The organism is Bdellovibrio sp. HCB337 (assembly GCF_047302465.1).
In the GTDB taxonomy this organism is placed as follows: domain Bacteria; phylum Bdellovibrionota; class Bdellovibrionia; order Bdellovibrionales; family Bdellovibrionaceae; genus JACMRP01.
Window position 1 is genome coordinate 4,105,028 of sequence record NZ_CP178621.1, and the last position, 18,393, is coordinate 4,123,420.

General features: G+C 44.5%; 16 protein-coding genes. 7 read left to right on the forward strand and 9 right to left on the reverse strand.

Going from position 1 to position 18,393, the window contains the following annotated elements; genetic code table 11:
• Positions 1-13 precede the first annotated feature (13 nt).
• Genes ACLWBB_RS19875 through ACLWBB_RS19885 form a run of 3 tightly spaced genes read right to left on the reverse strand, consistent with a single transcriptional unit; the run spans position 14 to position 3,098 of the window.
• Positions 14-1,099 (reverse strand): tetratricopeptide repeat protein, encoded by a 1,086-nt coding sequence (locus tag ACLWBB_RS19875; protein WP_413289317.1) that lies wholly within the window; start codon positions 1,097-1,099, stop codon positions 14-16.
• Entirely contained in the window at positions 1,096-2,184 is a 1,089-nt protein-coding gene (locus ACLWBB_RS19880; protein WP_413289318.1) for an ArsA family ATPase, read from the reverse strand. Before ACLWBB_RS19880 ends, ACLWBB_RS19875 begins: the two co-directional genes overlap by 4 nt.
• On the reverse strand, positions 2,181-3,098 hold the full coding sequence (locus ACLWBB_RS19885) for an ArsA-related P-loop ATPase (protein WP_413289319.1): 918 nt from the start codon (positions 3,096-3,098) through the stop codon (positions 2,181-2,183). The genes ACLWBB_RS19880 and ACLWBB_RS19885 overlap by 4 nt, the downstream gene beginning before the upstream one ends.
• Positions 3,099-3,180: 82 nt before the next feature.
• On the opposite strand from ACLWBB_RS19885, the gene tig reads away from it, so the two are divergent.
• Both tig and ACLWBB_RS19895 read left to right on the forward strand, forming a co-directional pair.
• On the forward strand, positions 3,181-4,494 hold the full coding sequence (gene tig, locus ACLWBB_RS19890) for a trigger factor (RefSeq protein WP_413289320.1): 1,314 nt from the start codon (positions 3,181-3,183) through the stop codon (positions 4,492-4,494).
• Positions 4,481-5,074: an NUDIX hydrolase gene (locus tag ACLWBB_RS19895; protein WP_413289321.1), complete on the forward strand. Its 594-nt coding sequence runs from the start codon at positions 4,481-4,483 to the stop codon at positions 5,072-5,074. Before tig ends, ACLWBB_RS19895 begins: the two co-directional genes overlap by 14 nt.
• Here ACLWBB_RS19895 and ACLWBB_RS19900 read toward each other — a convergent pair.
• The 5 genes from ACLWBB_RS19900 to ftsE form a co-directional block, all read right to left on the reverse strand.
• Positions 5,062-5,619 carry a hypothetical protein gene (locus tag ACLWBB_RS19900; protein ID WP_413289322.1) on the reverse strand — a complete coding sequence of 186 codons (558 nt, stop codon included), beginning with the start codon at positions 5,617-5,619 and terminating at the stop codon, positions 5,062-5,064. The genes ACLWBB_RS19895 and ACLWBB_RS19900 overlap by 13 nt on opposite strands.
• 65 nt (positions 5,620-5,684) lie before the next feature.
• The gene (locus ACLWBB_RS19905) at positions 5,685-7,073 is read right to left on the reverse strand and encodes a S41 family peptidase (protein ID WP_413289323.1); all 1,389 of its coding nucleotides are present in this window, start codon (positions 7,071-7,073) and stop codon (positions 5,685-5,687) included.
• Entirely contained in the window at positions 7,070-8,194 is a 1,125-nt protein-coding gene (locus ACLWBB_RS19910; protein WP_413289324.1) for a murein hydrolase activator EnvC family protein, read from the reverse strand. The genes ACLWBB_RS19905 and ACLWBB_RS19910 overlap by 4 nt, the downstream gene beginning before the upstream one ends.
• On the reverse strand, positions 8,191-9,111 hold the full coding sequence (locus tag ACLWBB_RS19915) for a cell division protein FtsX (RefSeq protein ID WP_413289325.1): 921 nt from the start codon (positions 9,109-9,111) through the stop codon (positions 8,191-8,193). Before ACLWBB_RS19915 ends, ACLWBB_RS19910 begins: the two co-directional genes overlap by 4 nt.
• Positions 9,108-9,770 (reverse strand): cell division ATP-binding protein FtsE, encoded by a 663-nt coding sequence (gene ftsE, locus ACLWBB_RS19920; protein ID WP_413291629.1) that lies wholly within the window; start codon positions 9,768-9,770, stop codon positions 9,108-9,110. The genes ACLWBB_RS19915 and ftsE overlap by 4 nt, the downstream gene beginning before the upstream one ends.
• 83 nt (positions 9,771-9,853) lie before the next feature.
• Here ftsE and ACLWBB_RS19925 point away from each other — a divergent pair, with 83 nt between their 5' ends.
• Positions 9,854-10,330, forward strand: coding sequence for a Mut7-C RNAse domain-containing protein (locus ACLWBB_RS19925; RefSeq protein ID WP_413289326.1), 477 nt, complete (start codon positions 9,854-9,856; stop codon positions 10,328-10,330).
• Here ACLWBB_RS19925 and ACLWBB_RS19930 read toward each other — a convergent pair.
• A complete protein-coding gene (locus ACLWBB_RS19930; protein WP_413289327.1) occupies positions 10,327-10,581 on the reverse strand; it encodes a hypothetical protein in 255 nt (84 codons plus the stop codon). The two genes, ACLWBB_RS19925 and ACLWBB_RS19930, sit on opposite strands and share 4 nt — an antisense overlap.
• A 53-nt stretch (positions 10,582-10,634) precedes the next feature.
• Here ACLWBB_RS19930 and mscL point away from each other — a divergent pair, with 53 nt between their 5' ends.
• The 4 genes from mscL to uvrA all read left to right on the forward strand — a co-directional run bounded on the left by mscL (position 10,635) and on the right by uvrA (position 18,387).
• Positions 10,635-11,060: a large conductance mechanosensitive channel protein MscL gene (gene mscL, locus ACLWBB_RS19935; RefSeq protein ID WP_413289328.1), complete on the forward strand. Its 426-nt coding sequence runs from the start codon at positions 10,635-10,637 to the stop codon at positions 11,058-11,060.
• 114 nt (positions 11,061-11,174) lie between these two features.
• Positions 11,175-12,632: a hypothetical protein gene (locus ACLWBB_RS19940; protein WP_413289329.1), complete on the forward strand. Its 1,458-nt coding sequence runs from the start codon at positions 11,175-11,177 to the stop codon at positions 12,630-12,632.
• A 149-nt stretch (positions 12,633-12,781) separates the two neighbouring features.
• Positions 12,782-15,466 (forward strand): penicillin-binding protein 1A, encoded by a 2,685-nt coding sequence (locus ACLWBB_RS19945; protein ID WP_413289330.1) that lies wholly within the window; start codon positions 12,782-12,784, stop codon positions 15,464-15,466.
• Positions 15,463-18,387 carry an excinuclease ABC subunit UvrA gene (uvrA, locus tag ACLWBB_RS19950; RefSeq protein WP_413289331.1) on the forward strand — a complete coding sequence of 975 codons (2,925 nt, stop codon included), beginning with the start codon at positions 15,463-15,465 and terminating at the stop codon, positions 18,385-18,387. The genes ACLWBB_RS19945 and uvrA overlap by 4 nt, the downstream gene beginning before the upstream one ends.
• The last annotated feature ends 6 nt before the right edge of the window (positions 18,388-18,393 follow it).

The window sequence follows — 18,393 nt, forward strand, 5'->3', positions numbered from 1 at the left end:
CCCCAGTCCGAAGTTATAGATTTGGATCTTCTGAAGGGACTATCTTAACAGGAGTTTTAGGTTTTTGGGGAGCTTTGTCCCGACCCGGCATAAGCGGAGTATAGAAAGAACTCTCTAAAATACTGCGCACTCGCGTTTGTAACTCATCGAGGAAGTTAAAGAATTCACTTTGGTATTGATTGCTTTTCTGCTCAGTCCCAGGACGGTAAAGCTCGGCTTCTTTGAGCAACTCTGAAAAAGGTCCAGCCAAGCGGACTTGTTCGTCTTTTTTCATTTTTTGTGCGACTAAAGGTTCATATCCCGAAGGTGCTTGATACCCTTCAATGGCATTCCATAAATCCATGTAAGTGGTTTTTAGTTTTGCCAATGCTTTCGCCGACCAAATCGGGTCTGTATACTGAAGGGCACGAATTAAATATTTTTGCACAGCAGCCTGCCCATGAATGATCGTCATGATGTTGTCGGCTGACAGCTGGTGCGTCGAGATCGAGCCCATGTTGTAATAGATCTGGGACAACCACTCATTGGTCAGTGGCTCTTGGCGCGTGTCCAAAGTCTTTTTCAAACCTCGGTCTGCTTCCGCCAACCACTTTTGCGCTTCCTTGGCATTGTTTTCTTTGGCGTAAACCATTGCTAAACGCGATGGAATTTCTGCGTTCACCACTTGGACTGGCAAGTACTGAGTATATTTGGCTGCTTCGAAAAGAGTGGTAATCACTCTTTGATCATCGCCTAAAGCTTCATAGACATAAGAAAGTCGATAAAGAGCCATTGCAGAAATTTCTGGTTGGTTTCGTTCTGAAATCGTAGAGATCGCCTTGTAAGTTTGCTCGGCCTCATTCCATCGCCCGAGTTCTTCTAAAGCATTGCCCTTCAAAAAACGTACTTTCTGAAGACTCAAAGAATAAGGGTACTCACTTTGAAAGGTGGCGATATTTCCAAGGGCGGCCTCGTACTTCTGCCCTTTCATTTGCTGCTCAATCGTGGCGGCATCCGTGGTTTCAGGATTAGCTTGCAGAACCTGCTGGCTTCTCTGACTTGGCAATAATCCACAGCTTACTAACAACCACGAAGACACAATGACTAATACCACTCTCACGAAGGTTCCCCTTGTTGCTCTATAATTTTCGCCATTTTTACGAGTCCCTCAAGATCTGAAACTGGATCTTCTACCTCGGGAAGTCTTAAAACCTGAGCTTCTTTTCCTACTTTGCTTGCAAAGCTGGAGTGCTCACGATCTCGCTCGACATAAAACTTCTTTTCGCTTTCATAGACTTCAAACAGCTGCTGACTGCCCGTCGGTGCAGATTTCAAAGTCTTCTCTTTAAGGCGCAACCACTCAGGATAAGAGCGATTGAGGACGACAGTGTGCAAATGAAAACCGCCTTTGCGTATTTCTCTTAGGAAAAATTCGGCCTCTTGCAGCTTGGCTTTATCAAAACTAGTCACCAAGCAAAACTGCGTCTGAGAACTGACCATCATACGATGGACATTGGTAATACGTTCTTCTAGCTTTTCTTGCCATTGCTCAATGCTCATGAAAAAGTCCGAAAGCTCTTTCAACAGTTCACTGCCTGTAATGGATTCCATGATGTTCAAAACCTGTTTTGTACCTGCGTTCAAAATATTAAAGAGGGTGCCGCCCACAGATTTTGTTTTAGATTCACGGAACCAACGTGCCACTTTATCATTAAACAGCACGGCAAGCTTTTGAGGAGCATTCAAGAAATCAATGGCATGTTTTGCAGGTGGGGTATCCAAAATGATCAGATCGAATTGTTTCGACTCGTAAGTTGAATACAACTTTTCCAACGCTGTAAAATCTTGAGAACCACTGAGGCTTGTTGAAAGTTGCTGATAGAGTTTGTTCTGGAATAACTTCTTAGCGGCCTCGGACTTTGCGGCAGCACGCATGACGAAATCATCGAACGTCTTTTTGTGATCCACGACCGAAGCATAAAGCTCGCCCTTGAAGTTTTGGCCGGGCACTTTAGTGATGTCTTTTTCACCTTCGATCCCCAAGGTTGTCGCCAAACGTTTTGCAGGGTCAATCGTCAATACTAAAACCTTCAAACCCCGCTGTGCTGCCAAAACCCCCAACGAAGCCGCCAGTGTGGTTTTTCCAACTCCGCCGTTCCCGACACACACAAGGATTTGAGTATTTTTAAAATCAAACCCGCTCATACAAGCCTCTCAGAGAGTTGGGCTAGTAATTTTGGAACTTGATGTTCCCAGATTGATGGCAAGGTTTGTAGTTTGGGATCTAACTTCTGAAGCCGCGTTTTCATTTCACGATGAATGTGGCGAGTTTTCTGATCCTCACGTGCGAACTCTCGGAACTCCTCAGACTCGCCTTTTTTGGCTGCCGTGTATTCACCTGTCGGGATTTCCCCCTCAAGGTATTTGTTTAAAACAACCTTGGCTTTGACACCAAAATGCTTCTCGAGCTCTTCATGCAACTCTTCAGTTTCTTTAATTGGCAGTTCTTCCGGAAGACAGACCAGATAGTAGTGACAGACCTCGGGATTTCTAAGCATCGCATCGATGCTGCGGCTTTGGTCACCCATCGGACCGTATTTCACCGCTTTAGCCATACCCTCGGCGGCCCCCATTAAAGCCATAAAGTGCCCTGTCGCATAACAGTCCATGACGATACAATCAAAAGGCAGTGCCGGACCGTGGTGACGGGGTCCACTAGTGGCTTTTCCCATAATCGCTAGCTCCGGCAATGCAGGAGCGACGTTCACGAAGGCTTTCATGACGGCATTTTCAAAAAAAAGACGATAGAGGCTTTCCACCTTGATCAGGTGAATGATGTACTCTCGAAGGCAACTTTGCCCCGTCCAGAGAGCGACTGAAAAATTTTCCTGTATCTTAACGGGCTCAAAGCCCACTTGCGGCAACTCGAAGTAATCCTTGTAGAAGCTCTGATCGCCAATTTCGACCAACAAAGTACGAAGGCCGGCTTTGGCTTTTTTAAGGGCCAAGGCCGCGGCAACGGTGGATTTTCCCACCCCCCCTTTACCAGTCACAAAATGGATCTCTGAAGTCATAGATTTCTCAGTGTCGCCGAGCTTAGAATCTAAGGCATTGCGCATAGCGCAAATTGCTTGCTATTCAGAGGGTGATCTTCTAGTATCCCGGTTCATTTTGACGCTACTGCAAAACTAAGGTGATCACATGAAAACAAATATCGAAAAAGTTTCGTCACTTCATCACAAAATCAATGTCGAAATTCCTGCGACTGTTGTGCAAACAGCATTCAACAGAATCTTCAACGACATCCAAAAAGAAGTGACAGTAAAAGGTTTCCGTAAAGGAAAAGCTCCTATTGCTACCATCAAGAGCATGTACGCTGACCGCGTAAAGCAAGACGTTGCTCAAGAATTAATCCAAATGCATTACATCAAGGCATTGACTGAAAGCAAACTTGAGCCAATCAGCAATCCAGAGTTCGAATTCGACATTCCAAATGAAACAAAAGATTTCTCTTTCTCTGCATCTTTTGACATTCGCCCTGAAGTGAACTTGAAAAAGTACGAAGGTATCGAAGTTGAAAAAGAAAAACTCGTTTTCGATGACAAGAAAGTTGAAGAAGTTCTTGAAAACATCCGCTCTTCTCGCGCGTCTTTCGAAGACGTACTTGAACTACGTGCAGCTCAACTTGGTGACGTAGCCGTTGTTGATTTCGAAGGTTTCGTTGATGGCGCACCTCTTGAAAACGGTGCTGGCACAAACCACAACCTCGAGTTGGGTGCGAAACAATTCATCGAAGGTTTCGAAGAAGGTCTTGTTGGCATGAAAGTCGGCGATTCTAAAACTTTGAACTTGAAGTTCCCATCTCCGTATCACTCTGCAGACCTTGCTGGTAAACCAGTTGAGTTCAAAGTGAAATTGACTGGCTTGAAAAAGAAAGTATTGCCTGAGTTGAATGATGAGTTCTTGTCAACTTTGGGTGGCCCAACTTCCTTGGAAGACTTGAAAAAGACAATCCGTGAAGACCTTGAGGGTACTGAAAAGAAACGCGTTGAAGACGCTTTCAAAAACCGCTTGTTGAAAAAGTTGGTTCAGGAAAACCCAGTTGAAGTTCCACCTTCTCTTTTGAAAGACCAAAAGAATTCATTGATCGAAGACTTCAAAAAGAGAATGACTGAACAAGGCATGTCTCCTGTAGATTTCCAAGACTATGTAAACAAATGGGACAAAGACTTCGAAAAGACTGCAGCTGAAATGATTCAATCTAGCTTCTTGGTAGATGCGATTGCGAAAAAGCATGACCTTCACTGCAAAGACGAAGACTTGGATACTAAATACAAAGAATACGCTGCTCAAACTGGTCTTGATGAAGCTCGCATCCGCGAGTTCTACGCTCGTCCAGAACAAACTAGCCGCCTTAGCTACATGATCACTGAAGAGAAAGTGATCGACTTCTTGAACAAAAAAGTAACAGTGAAAGAAGTCAGCAAAGACCAGCTGAAAGATGAGCAAAACTAAAAGCGACATCGAAAAAGTTCTCACTCAAGGGCCGCGCACTGATCTTTCGAAAGACTTTTCGAGAGCCTCAGGGGTGGCCCTTTTGCTTTGTGAAGAAGCCGGCCATTTAGAGGTTCTCTTCATTAAGCGGGCTCTAAATCCCAGCGACAACTGGTCTGGTCACTTGGCTTTCCCGGGTGGCAAAAAAGATGAAACTGATGCCAGTCTCTTAGATGCTTGCGTTCGTGAAGTACGCGAAGAGGTAGGTGTGATCCTAGATCAGAGTTGCCTGATCGGTTCCTTGGATGATTTGCAGGCCCGTAAACGTGGTAATCTGCTAGAGTTCTATATTCAGCCTTTTGTGTTTTATCTTCCGCAGAAGCCTAAGCTAATCCCCGATCCTAAAGAAGTTGAAAGGACCTTGTGGGTGTCTTTGGATTATCTTTTGAACGTTGCCAACCGCACGGAATATAAATTCCAGCGCGACAATATGAAACTCGCACTTCCAGCTATTCAGTTTCCTGATGGAGATGTCTTATGGGGACTGACTTATATGATGATTCAGAATCTATTCTGGAAAATCCAAAACTATCGACAGTAGTTGTACTGCTCAAAGTATCTTTGGCAAACCGTGTATTGGGATTTGCAATCGTTTGGATCATTCGAATTGTAGTGCGTGCTTGGGCAAGTTCTGCCCGCCGACTGAGACACATTCACTGTGAAAGTGCCTTGGGTCACAATCTTGCCACGGCTTAACAAAAGGTAATCAACCACGTTTTTTCCCAAAGCCAAAAGTGGTCTCTGGAACGGAGTTGAAATCCACAAGTTAAAAGCTCCATCACTGCGAGCATTGCGGAAATCATAAACTTCAGTTCTTTCGCGACGAGTACCGTCCGGGCGCAAATTAGAAAGAGTGACTTCATCAGCCACTATATTTCCAGGACCCAAGAAGTAATCATAGCTGCTTGGATCTAAAACAGTGTCATAACAAGTGTAAGTAATGACATCGCCGCCTTGGCAGTAAACAGTGACGGCGCCTTGGATGTGCGCTGATGAAAATTGGCTTCCATTTGAGAAACCCGGAGCGCCGGCGTGTGCAGCCAGCGCAGAGAGTGTAATAAATAATGTAGAGATCCAATTTCGCATAAAGAGCCTCTTTACCAACGGGGCAACACTAGGATGTCTAGCTCAAAATAGCAATCTCACGTAGCTCAGCGCGCTAGAGCCTTCAATGTTTTCCAGGCCTTCAAGTAGCTAAAGCACTGGTAGACTTGGTAGTCATTTTTGAAGAGTTTTTCGCGGGTCGTAAGATTTTCGTCTTTCTTATTTCCGACATCTTTCCACCAAGCAAGAGCATTGCTGCTATCTTTTGGCTTAAGATCGAGCTTCTTTTGCGCTTTTTCAGTGTCCTTCTCGCGGTCACCTTTTAAGTGGCCAGCGATGTCTTTTTCACGTGTTGGTTTAGATTTCAACACGGATTTCGCAAATGCTTCTGGATCCACATCATCAATTTCGATATCAGGACGAATACCTTCAGCCTGAATGCTGACGCCGCTCGGAGTATAGTAACGAGCAACAGTCAGTTTTAAACCGCTACCATCACCCAACTTCACAACGGATTGTACGGAACCTTTACCGAACGTACGCTGACCAGCAATCAAAGCACGCTTGTTATCTTGCAATGCTCCGGAAACGATCTCACTTGCTGACGCTGTGTATTCGTTGACCAAAATGATAACTGGGAAATCAGTGAAACGGCCTTTTTTAGTCGCTACTGAAACCTCTTTGTCTTTTTTGTTACGGCCAATCGTACTTACGATAGTTCCTTCTTTGAGGAACATATCGCTGACTTTCACAGCCTGATCCAACAAACCACCTGGGTTTCTACGCATATCGATGATCAAACCATCAACTCTTTTGTTGTTCTTGATGTGAGCGTCGATAGCTTTTTCAAGATCCTTCGCTGTGTTTTCAATAAAGCTTGTGATCTTGATGTAAGCATAACCGTCTTCCAAATCCGTGTACTTCACAGATTTGATTTTTACGCTGCCACGGGTAATTGTGATGTCACGAGGCTCTTCTTCGTTGTCACGAACGATACGAAGAATAACTTTGCTGCCTTTTTTACCGCGCATAAGTTGCGAAGCTTCAACAAGGCTTAAACCTTTTGTGCTGTTGCCATCGACGGCGATGACTTTATCACCCGCCTTGATACCGGCTTCCCACGCTGGAGTGTCTTCGATCGGAGAAATAATAGTCAGAATGCCGTTTTGAACCGAGATCTCGATTCCAAGACCGCCGAATTCGCCTGTGGTTTCAGTTTCGAAGTCTTTGAAAATATCTGGCGGCATGAAGTTCGTGTGTGGATCTAATTCGCGAAGCATCCCTTTGATCGCTCCGTAAAGAAGTTTTTTAGTATCCACTTCTTCCACATAGTATTGCTCAACAAGATTCAAAACCTTTGTGAAGTTTTGCAAATCCGCGTAGCGGTCTTGAGCGAAGGCTCTGATTTGGAATCCAGACTCGGCCATAATGAAGAGGGCTAAGATCAAGATGAATGCGAGTATGAACGTTTTCCACTTTTGCGCGAATGCCTTCATTGGCTGATTCCTTTCACCCATTCCATTGGATTGTAGGGCTCTGAAAAATGACGAATCTCAAAATATAATCCATTTTGTCGATCAAAGCTACTTCGTCCGCTGTTCGCAATGACCTGAGATTGTGCTACCTCTTGTCCAAGTTGGACGCGCAAGTTCGCATTGTTCCCATAGACAGTATAGTAATGATCTCCGTGATCGAGTATTAAAACTTGGCCAAGTCCTGGCAAACTCCCGGCGAAAGATACAATACCACTAAACACAGCTCGGACTGGAGCGCCAGGATTACTCGAAATAAAAAGACCTTTATTGCTTAACACATAAGACTGGTCTGGAGATTTTTGCAGACCGAAGGTTTTTACCACTGGACCTTGGACGGGCTTAGGCAAAGTGCCTTTCTGCGCTTCAAAAGAAGGTTTTAATAGAAGATCCATCAAACCAGTATCCGCAAGATCATAAGTTAAAGACTTATTTTTAAGCTCTTTGATCTGTTCTTGGGTGAACAACTTGTTACGACGAATACCCGCAAGGATGTTGTTCTTCTGAGAAATTTCCTTTTGCAGCTTCTTTTCATGAACTTGCAAGTCGGCTTCCAAGTCTTTTAAAGAAGCCAACTTTACAGTTAATTGATCGCGACGATACTTAAGGTCTTTGACAGACTCTTGATAGTTCTTGATCAACTGCAAGTCCCTCTGTGCGATCACGCCCAGAACTTTCAAGTTTCTTTCTAAATCCGAAGAACTTTTCGCGGCGAATAGGAAGCGTGCTAGAGTCGGCCCCTTAAGTTTGTATATTGCGCGCAGGCGTTCTGTCAGTTGATTCTTCTGAGCTTCAGCTTGATGAGTGTTTTCTTCCATTTTTTTGGTAAGATCTTGGATTTGCATGGTCGTCAGGTTTTTTTGCTGATCCAAACTGGCTTTTTCGGTAACGAGCTTTTTGAGATTCTTATTAATGCTGTACAAAGCGGTCAGTACTTTTTTCTGACGAAGCTCTTGGATTTCTAGGTTTTCCTTGGCGATCTGCATGTCTTTGGCAATCTTGTCCAAATTTGGATCCCGCGGTGGCGGAACTTCCGCCATCACTATTGATGTGCCTAAAAGAAATACTAAACTCCACTTGATCATAAACTGCGTGCCGCCCAACCATCATTGATTTGACGAACACAAAGATAAGATCCCAACGCTCCCAGCAAGGTTCCTGCTAAACAGAAAAACACAACAAGACCCACACCTAAAAAGCTTAGATGCTGACCAAGTTGTAAAAAGCGAAGCTCGTTTTGGAAAAGACCGACGATATTGCTGTAAGCAAAGTACGAAATCGTCACCGCCAATGCTGAAGATACAAATCCGATCAGTGCCCCTTCGATCATGAAAGGTCTACGAATCATCGCCGGAGTTGCACCAATAAGTTCTAAAACTTCAATCTCTTGGCGACGGGAATGAATAGAAGCACGGATGACATTCGAAAGAACAAAAAGCGCTGCACAGAAAATGATAACACCCAAAGCCTGACAACCTTTTTCAAAGTAGTAGATAAATTGTCCGTATTTTTGCACCCACTCTTGGCCATAGCTGACTTCGGCGACAGATTTTTCAGATTTAAGTGTGCTTGCCAAAACATCAAGGACTTTGAGGTGATCCACGGCTCTGAGGGATTCGCTCAAAGAGACTTGAAAACTTGCGGGAATTAGATTCAGAAGATCTTTTTCGTTTAGAATATCTGGCGCATAGCTCGCCATCTGTGCACGGAAGTCTTCTAAAGCGATTTCTTTGCTGATGAATTTAATTTTTCCGACGTTCGGGTTTGCTTCAATTTTCTTCTGCAGGGATTCAACATCTTGAGTTTCGGTGTTTTCAGAAAGATAAACCGTCATTTGCAGTTCTTCACCCCACACGGTCAAAACTTTGCGGAGGTTTTGCGACATCAACAGGGAACTGCACACAACAAGATAACAAGCCGTCACAACCAGCAAGGTTGAAAACTGCAAAGTCCAATTGCGTTTAAGGCTTTCGAGTCTTTGTTGGAAAAGCGAGCGGATCATGCTTGATCCTCCACAACCAAACCATCTTTAAGACGGATCACACGTTTGTTTCTTCTTTTCACCATTTCGTGATCATGGGTAGCAACCAACACAGTGGTTCCTTGTGAACAAACTCTTTCCAAAAGATCCATAATTTCTTCGCTCAACTGCGGATCTAAGTTTCCAGTTGGCTCATCAGCGATCAAAACGCCCGGTTGATGAACGATAGCGCGGGCAATAGCCGTTCTTTGCTGTTCACCGCCTGAAATGAATTCTGGAAACTGATCGTACTTGTGGCTGAGACCCACTTGTTCCAAGACTTCTTGCACCCGTCTTTGGATAACGGATGTACGATCGCCGCGAATTTGCAGGGGTAATGCCACGTTTTCAAAAATCGTGCGGTCCTTTAAAAGGCGGAAATCCTGAAACACAACCCCGATTTTACGTCGGTATTCCGCGATCTTGTTTTCATTGAGGGCACTAATATTATAACCGGCCACAGAAACTTGCCCCGATGTCGCGGTGTCAAAGGCTGAAATCATTTTAAACAGCGAAGTTTTACCCGCCCCACTCGGTCCCGTGAGGAAAACGAACTCTCCTTTGCCAATCTGCAAATCTATATTTTTGAGAGCGTGAATAGGACCTGGATAAGTTTTGTAAACATGAGAGAATTCAATCATCATTATATTCTATGGAAGGACGTCTTTGATTCCTAGAATACTTAGGTCTAGTTTCCGCCAAAGACGACCCCTGGAGGATTCCCATGGCTGACTTCAAGTTCGTAGTGGACGTGAACCTGGGAAAACTGGCGCATTTTCTGCGGATGCTAGGCTTTGATGTCGTTTATAATCGGAACTTGGAAAGCGACGAAGAACTAGCGCGTATTTCATTTGTGGAAAATCGTGTGCTTCTTACTCGTGATGCCGAGTTGCTAAAACGAAAAATCATTTCTCAGGGGTATTTTGTTCACAATCACCTCCCGAAAGAACAAGTTCTTGAGGTCTTGCGACGCTTTGATTTAGGCCGTTCGATTCATTTATGCTCGCGCTGTTTGGACTGCAATATTCTCATAGTTCCTGTTCCCAAAGAGAGGGTTGCAGAGCAACTTCCACCCTTGGTAAAGCAGTTCTATCAAGAATTCTTCGTTTGTCCCAAATGCAGCAAAATCTATTGGGAAGGAACTCACTTTGAACACATGAAAAAGAGTGTCGAAGAGTGGAAAAAGGAGCTGTATCTTTAAGGCATTTTCCCAGCTAACAGGATGTCCATAATGTCATTGTGCTGACGACGAAGAGCCATCTTAATGGCTTCGGTTTCACGAATGGATTCGGCTTTGAGAGCGGTTTCATACGGAGTTTTTACGGTTTTAATGACAGCGCCGTTACAAAAAATTCTACTGACAAGAAATGGGTTCTTCATGCCCCAATCTTCCGTCTGCACATGGAACTTTTGACCGCGCACTGTTACATCTGAATTAAAACCTTTTTGCATATCGAAAACTCTATCATAAGATCCCCTAAGAAATCAAAAGGGAGGTTTCGAAAATGTGGAACGAATTTAAGGCCTTCATCAGTAAAGGAAATGTTCTTGATTTGGCAGTCGGTATCATCATCGGGGCGGCCTTCGGTAAAATCGTGTCCTCATTTGTTGCCGATGTTTTGATGCCGGTAGTTAGTCTGGGGCTAGGAAAAGTCGACTTCACAAATCTGTTCGTGGCTTTGAACGGACAAACTTATGAAACATTGGCTGACGCTAAAAAAGCAGCAGCACCGACCTTGAACTATGGCGTCTTTTTGAACAGTTTGATTGATTTTGCGATTATTGGTTTTGCCGTCTTTTTGATTGTGAAAATGGCAAATAAAGTTCAAAAACCCGCTCCAGCAGCAGTGACTACTAAAGAATGTCCTTTCTGCGCGTCGATGATTCCTTTGAAAGCCACTCGTTGTCCTCAGTGCACGAGTACTTTGTAGTTTCTCTCTCGACAAAGGTCGTATCAATTTGAGACGGCCTTTTAACTTCCTTTAATTCCCCCCATAATAAAGGAATCAATTTTGCACCTTTATGTGTACCGGGAGGGACCTCTTATGAATTGTATTAGAGCGTTTAGACTCAATTCATTTGCCCATTATTTCTTCAGTGTTATCGTTGCCATTTTGTTTGTCTACACCTCACCTGCGCAGGCAGAGCCTCTGACTCGTGAGAAGTGCGAGACCATGCCCGACTCTGAAAAAAATGACAAAATCAGACGCGAGTGCGCAAAGTACACTTCTGCAGATTCAGATTGCGAAGATGCTAAAAGAGAAGCTCGAGACGCTCTTAAAGAACTGAACAAATCCGTCGGTAGTTCTGGAATGAGCATGAGCAGAGTTCAAAAATGTTTTGAAATGGGCGCCGAAGACGAATACAGCAACGATCCGGATTTGCTAATGGCATTTAGTGAAGCCCTGGGTGTGCCGCAAAATCAATTCAGCAGTTCTACTTGCCCTAAATACTCTGGCCAAGGCTTCATGGACCGTAAAGATAAGTACGACAAAGACCTTGAAACTATTAATGATGAAATTAAGAGTACTAAAGAAGACATTGCCGACACAGCTCGCACTTTCACAAAGGATATCAAAGAGGTTCAAGAAGACATTGCTGACGCTCAAAAAGAGCTTAAAGAAAAACAACGTGAAATCGGCAAAGAACAAAGCGAGCGTCTGAAAGAAAAAATGGAAACCGCTGCTAAAATTGCGGCAGATATTCGTGCTCAAGAAAACGCGAAGTTTAGTAATCGTCAAAAAATCGCAAATATTATCGTTAAGAAAAATTCGAGTCTTATTCAGATGAATTTTGATAGCGTTAAGTACGCATGCTTGGTTGATGCCCGTAAGTTCGCGAAGGACTACCAAGAAAGTACCAGCGGTGGCAGCCCAGGCTCGGTCATTAACCGCGCAAATCGCAAAAAGAAAGCGGTTCAGAATAAGTACGATACTTGTATGGCTCAGATCAACGAACAGCGTAATGCCGTCGTTATGCAAGCTGATCAAGAAATCGAATCTACTCAGAAGGCTATCGAAGATGCTCAGTCGCAAATCGACAACTTGGCTCAACAGCTCTCATCGCTTGAAGCCATAGAAAATCAAACGAAAAACGATGAAGCCAAAGCGGTCAACGAAGAGACCCAGGCTTTAAGCGAAAAAATCACGCGCGCCACTACTGACATGAGAAGTATTCAGAAAGAGGCCGAGGAAAAAGACGCCGCTCTGAAAGAAAAGTTGAATAAGCTACAAAGACGTTCCACAGAGGTTTCAAATTCGCTCTCCCGTCTTGGGACACCTCCTGAGGACGAAACAAGCGACGTGAAAATGAGCCAATTAACTTCAGCTTACGATGACTATCAAGCTGCGGTTTCTATGATTCCAGCTTTGAAGTCTGATGGCAGCGTTTGTGATTACAAGGACCCTCTCACTAGTAAAGGTTCATCTGGAGGATCTCCAAGTAGCATTAGATCTAACAACAAAGGCTCTAACGGATCAGGTTCTACCAAAGCTAAACAATAATTTTTCTCTGTTTATTGTGAGTTCAAACGCGAGCTAGCCGGAAGGCTAGCTCGACTTCTTTCTACCTCTCACCAAGCACTTCTAGACCCTGCTCGGACACACTGTTAAAATGGTGGCTGATTTTAATCGTTTTTGAAGGAGCCACCTCCGTGCTGAAAAAACTCATTATTGCGGGCATTGCCCTTGTTGTTCTTGGTATTGCCGGCGTATTTCTTACCATCCGCTCTATCAAAGCTGGTCTGCCACAACTGATTACCGTAAAAGATTATCAACCAGTTCTTGTGACTGAGATCTTCGATCGCAATAATAAAAAAATCGGCGAACTCTACAACGAGCGTCGCATCTTGGTTCCTTACGATCAAATTCCGAAAAACTTGATCAACGCTTTCTTGGCAGCAGAGGATGATCAGTTCTTCCAACATAAAGGGATCAACTATCAAGCAATTCTACGTGCCACTTTTGCCAACCTTCGCGCAGGCCGCACTGTGCAAGGGGGATCTACAATCACTCAGCAGGTTGCAAAAACTTTGCTTTTACGTGACAACGAAAAGACTCTTCTTAGAAAAGTAAAAGAAGCCTTCCTTTCTCAGCAGATGGAAGAAAACTTACGCAAAGAAGATATCTTGTACCTTTACTTGAATCAGATTTTCTTCGGGGAGCGCGCTTACGGTATCGAGGTCGCTGCGCAAACTTACTTCCATAAATCGGTTGCGAAGTTAACATTGCCTGAAATGGCAATTCTTGCGGGTCTTCCTCAAGCTCCAAGCCGCTACTCTCCGGTAAAAAATCCACTGCGTGCTAAAGAACGTCAAACGTACGTTCTACATCGTATGGCTGAAGTGGGTTTCATTACTAAAGAAGAAGCTGAAGAAGCTATTAAGCAGCCTGTAAAAGTTTACTTCATTGAGAAGTTCAACGAACTTGCTCCGTTCTATGTAGAGACCGTTCGTCAGCAATTGGTTGCACAACTTGGCAACGATCAAGTTCTTGATAAAGGCCTTCGTATCTATACCGGTCTTGATCTTGAAAATCAGTTGGCAGCACAGGAATCCGTCGTCAACGGACTTAAGGAGCTCGATAAACGCCAGGGTTTCCGTGGGCCTCTGAAAGAACTTTCTAGCAAAGAAGATATCGAGAAATTCTTGGTCGATGGTCGCAAAAGACTGATTGCGGAATCGACGCTTGAACGCATCATCATGCCAGATGGTAAGTTTGCTGAAATCGTTCCAGCCAGAGATGCAAAACACGCGGCTTACAAAAATATTCCAACCTACTTAAAAGTTGGACAAAGCTTGGAAGCGCTTGTTGAAAAAGTCGACGACCAAGCGGGTCTTGTCTATGTTCGTGTTGCAGAGACTCGTGGCCTTATCGACTATGACTCTATGACTTGGGCACGTAAGCCAAATCCAGATAAACGCTGGGACTCTGACTTGCTCAAGAAAGTTTCTGACGCTGTCAAAGCTGGCGACGTGATCTTAGTGAAAATCACAGGCGATGTTTTCTCTTCATCACGCTTGAGCAATCCTGCTAAAAATAAGAAACAACCTGCAACTCCGTTGGCACTTCCTGACTTCGCTAAGTTTGTAGAGATGGAATTGGATCAAGAGCCTTTGGTTGAAGGTTCTTTGATTTCCTTCGACGAACAAACAGAAGACGTTTTGGCAATGGTTGGTGGTTACAGCTATGCAAGAAACGAATTTAACCGCGCATTGCAAGCAGCTCGCCAAACTGGTTCTTCTTTTAAAACCATCGTTTATGCTTCTGCTTTGGATAAAGGCTACAACCCTTCGACTCCGATCATGGATGCTCCGATTGTGTTTGAAGAAGGTGGCGATCCAGCGAAAGATGATAGTGAAGGACAAGAGGATGCTAAAGTTTGGAAACCTGCTAATCACTCAAAAAGTTTCGGTGGTGAAATCAGTTTCCGTAACTCTTTGGTGAAATCTCTGAACATCCCATCGGTTAAGATCATCGAAGACATCGGTGTTCCGTGGGCGGCAGACTATGCAAAACGCTTGGGAATCTTTAGTCCACTGAATCCAGACTTCACTTTGGTTCTTGGTTCCAGCAGTGTGACTTTGTATGAAATGACGAAAGCCTTCGGACAATTCGCGCGTTTGGGTAAACGCTTAAAGCCGCGTATCATTCACAAAGTTTTGAATCAAGAAGGTCAGAAGATTCTCGATGAGGTCAGTCTTGACGTGCGCTTTGACAAAGAGCTGTCAGAGATCGACAAGCAGTTCGAAGAAAGACGAACGGCCCTTGCCGAGAGAGTTAAAAACATGACTCCAGAGCAGATCGCCGAAGATAAGAAAAAGAAGGTAGACTACAACTTTTTCTTTGAAGACAAAGATCAGCTCATTAAACCACAAACCGCATATATCATGACGACGCTCTTAAAAGGCGTGGTAGAAGACAGAAACGGGACTGGTGGACGCGCTCGCTCTATTGGTCGCGAAGTAGCCGGCAAAACCGGTTCTACCAACGGTTACTTTGACGCGTGGTTTATTGGTTATACTCCGCAAGTCGTGACGGGCGTGTGGGTTGGATTTGATAAAGAACGTAGTATCGGTAAAGGCGAAGTCGGTGGACGCGCCGCCCTTCCTATTTGGGTCGAATACATGAAAGTCGCTCACGAAGGCCTTCCTCAGATGACATTCCCTATCCCAGAGGGTATTGTATTCGCGAACATAGATAGCGATACGGGAAAGCTTGCCACTGCATCTACGAAAAACGTTCTTAGACAAGCTTTCGCCGAGGGTAGTGAACCAACGGCAGCTTCGAATAAATCTGAAGAAGCTACTGACTTCTTGAAAGAGGACTTGTCTGAATGAAGGAAATTCACCTTTGGGGGGTGAAGCAAAACAATCTGAAGAATATCGAAGTCAAAATTCCCGTGGGGCAACTCACGGTTATTTGCGGACCTTCAGGTTCTGGTAAAAGCTCTTTAGCTTTTGAGACTCTTTTCGCTGAAGGACAACGTCGCTTCATCGAAAGTATGTCTAACTATGCCCGCCAATTTCTGAACAAAGCTCCGAAGCCTGACATCGAAGGAATTAACAACATTCCTCCGGCGATCTCTATTGAACAAAAAAACACGGTTAAAAGCAGCCGCTCCACTGTGGGTACAACTACAGAGGTCATCGACTATCTTCGTTTGTTTTTTGAAAAAGTAGGCACGGCTTACTGCCCGACTCATAAGATTCCTTGCGAAAAAGAAAGCGTGACCGAAGCCACCGATAAAGTGATTAAGTTCTTTGGTGGCAAGCGTGGTTACATCTTGGTGGAGATCACCGCTGAGGGCCGCGTTTCTGAAGGCAAGAAGCTGCATTCGCTTCTTTTGCAAGACGGTTACTTGCGTATTTATATTCCGAAAGAAGCAAAACCCGTTGCTGCGAAAGCAAAGGTTAAAAAGACCGCTTCTGCGAAAACTAAAAAGAAGGACGAGGTTGAAGAACCTGTTTCGACGATCATTCAAGAAGAAATGGGCACGATTGTAGAAATCAGTGAACCCGCAGCCATTAAAAAAGGTCTGCCAAAAGATCGCTTCTTCCTAGTTATTGATCGTATGTCTTTTAGTGCCGATGAAAAAGGCCGTATTGCTGATTCTCTGACAAACGCTTACGAGGCAAGTATCAAGTACAATACGAATGTGATTTCTCGTCGAGCGACGATTCTGACCACTGACGCTGAAAAACTGCAAGTCAGTGAAGAGGCCTCATGTCCAATTTGTAACTATACGCCTCCGCCAACGACTTCAGCGCTTTTCAGTTTCAATAGCCCTATTGGTGCCTGCCCGACTTGTAAAGGCTTCGGCAACATCTTGGATATCGATGAAAAGAAAGTCGTACCGAATCCAAATCTAACGATTGCTTCGGGCGCGCTTCATCCTTTCACAATGCCAAGTGCTGCTCACGAGCGTCGTCAGCTAAATGCATTTGCGAAAAAGATGAAGATTGATCCGCATACTCCGTGGAAAGATCTGCCTAAGGCCGAAAAAGAAATGATCTGGAACGGTCATAAGGATTTCTTCGGCGTGAAGGGTCTTTTTGAATACCTAGATCAAATTAAGTACAAAATGCACGTACGGGTGTTTATTGCCCGGTATCGTAGTCCCTTCTTGTGTCCTGATTGCAAAGGTTCGCGCCTTCGCAAAGAGGCTCTGAATGTTTTCATCGAAGGCGTGAATATCGAAGACTTGTCTTCAAAAACTATTGAAGACTTGTGTACCTTCTTTAAAAAACTGCAACTGAGCAAATATCACGAAGAAGTGGCCGGAGAAGTTTTAAAACAAATCCGTGCACGCTTAGACTTCCTGGTGCGTGTCGGAGTTCATTACCTGAATATGAGTCGTGAAACTCGCACTCTTTCTGGGGGTGAGTACCAGCGCTTGATCTTGGCGAATCAATTAGGCATGGGTCTTTCTCAGACTCTGTACGTCCTTGATGAACCGACAGTGGGTTTGCACCCGCGTGATAATGATCGACTGATTGCGATCCTCAAAGATCTCAAAGACCTTGGCAACACTCTGGTTATCGTTGAGCACGATCACGATGTAATCGAAAGCAGCGAAAACATCATCGAGATGGGACCTGGCTCTGGATATCTTGGTGGAGAAGTCATTTACTCGGGACCGACTAAGAAATTCTACGACAGCACCAAGTCTGTGACGGTTCCGTATTTGAAGTCTTCGCACCAGCACAAAGAACCTCTGCGTCCTATTCGTCCTGTCGATTTGAATAACTACAAATTCAAAATCGAACTTAAAGGCGCTAAAGGACATAATCTGAAAGATTTAGATGTGATCTTTCCTCTGAACCGCCTAGTTGTTATTACTGGTGTCAGCGGTTCCGGTAAATCCACTTTGATTTCTAAAACTTTGTATCCTGCATTAGCAAGAGCTTTGGATTTGGAATATCTTCCGGTTCAGGAATATAAAAAAGTCGAAGGCGTTGAAAATATCAAGAACGTGCTTTTGATTGATCAATCGGCGATTGGTAAATCTGCACGAAGCTCGCCGATTACATATTTGAAAGCTTTCGATCTGATTCGAAATATTATGGCTTCGGTCGATGAGTCCAAAGTACGCGGTTATACTCCGGGAACTTTTAGCTTGAACGTCGATGGCGGTCGTTGCCCGTCTTGCAAAGGAACGGGTTACGAAGAAATCGACATGCAGTTTATGGATAACGTTATCATTCCTTGTGATGTCTGCGATGGTAAAAAGTACCGCCCAGAAATCCTTGAAATCCGTTATAAAGACAAAAATGTCCACGAAATCTTGTCTATGACCGTGCAAGAGGCGATGGGCTTCTTTGTGGCTCATCCGAACATCCGCAAACCTTTAAGCGTCCTCAAAGAAGTGGGCTTGGATTACCTTCAGCTGGGCCAACCGGCTAACAGCCTAAGCGGTGGGGAGTCCCAACGTCTTAAAATTGCTAAAGAACTTTCAAACGTAAGCCAAAAAGCAACTCTCTACATTTTGGATGAGCCTACAACGGGCCTGCACTTCCGTGAGGTAGACCTTCTGATGAAGGTTCTCAATAAGCTGATCGAAGCTGGTGGCAGCGTGATCGTGGTCGAGCATAACCAGGATGTCATTCGCGGGGCCGATTATATTATTGATTTGGGCCCCGAAGCCGGTAAAAAGGGGGGCACATTGGTCGCGCAGGGAACCCCTGATGAAGTGATGCGTGAAAAGAAGAGCCTGACCGGGCAATACTTAAAACGCTACCTGGCGGAAAATACTAAGTAGAACTGA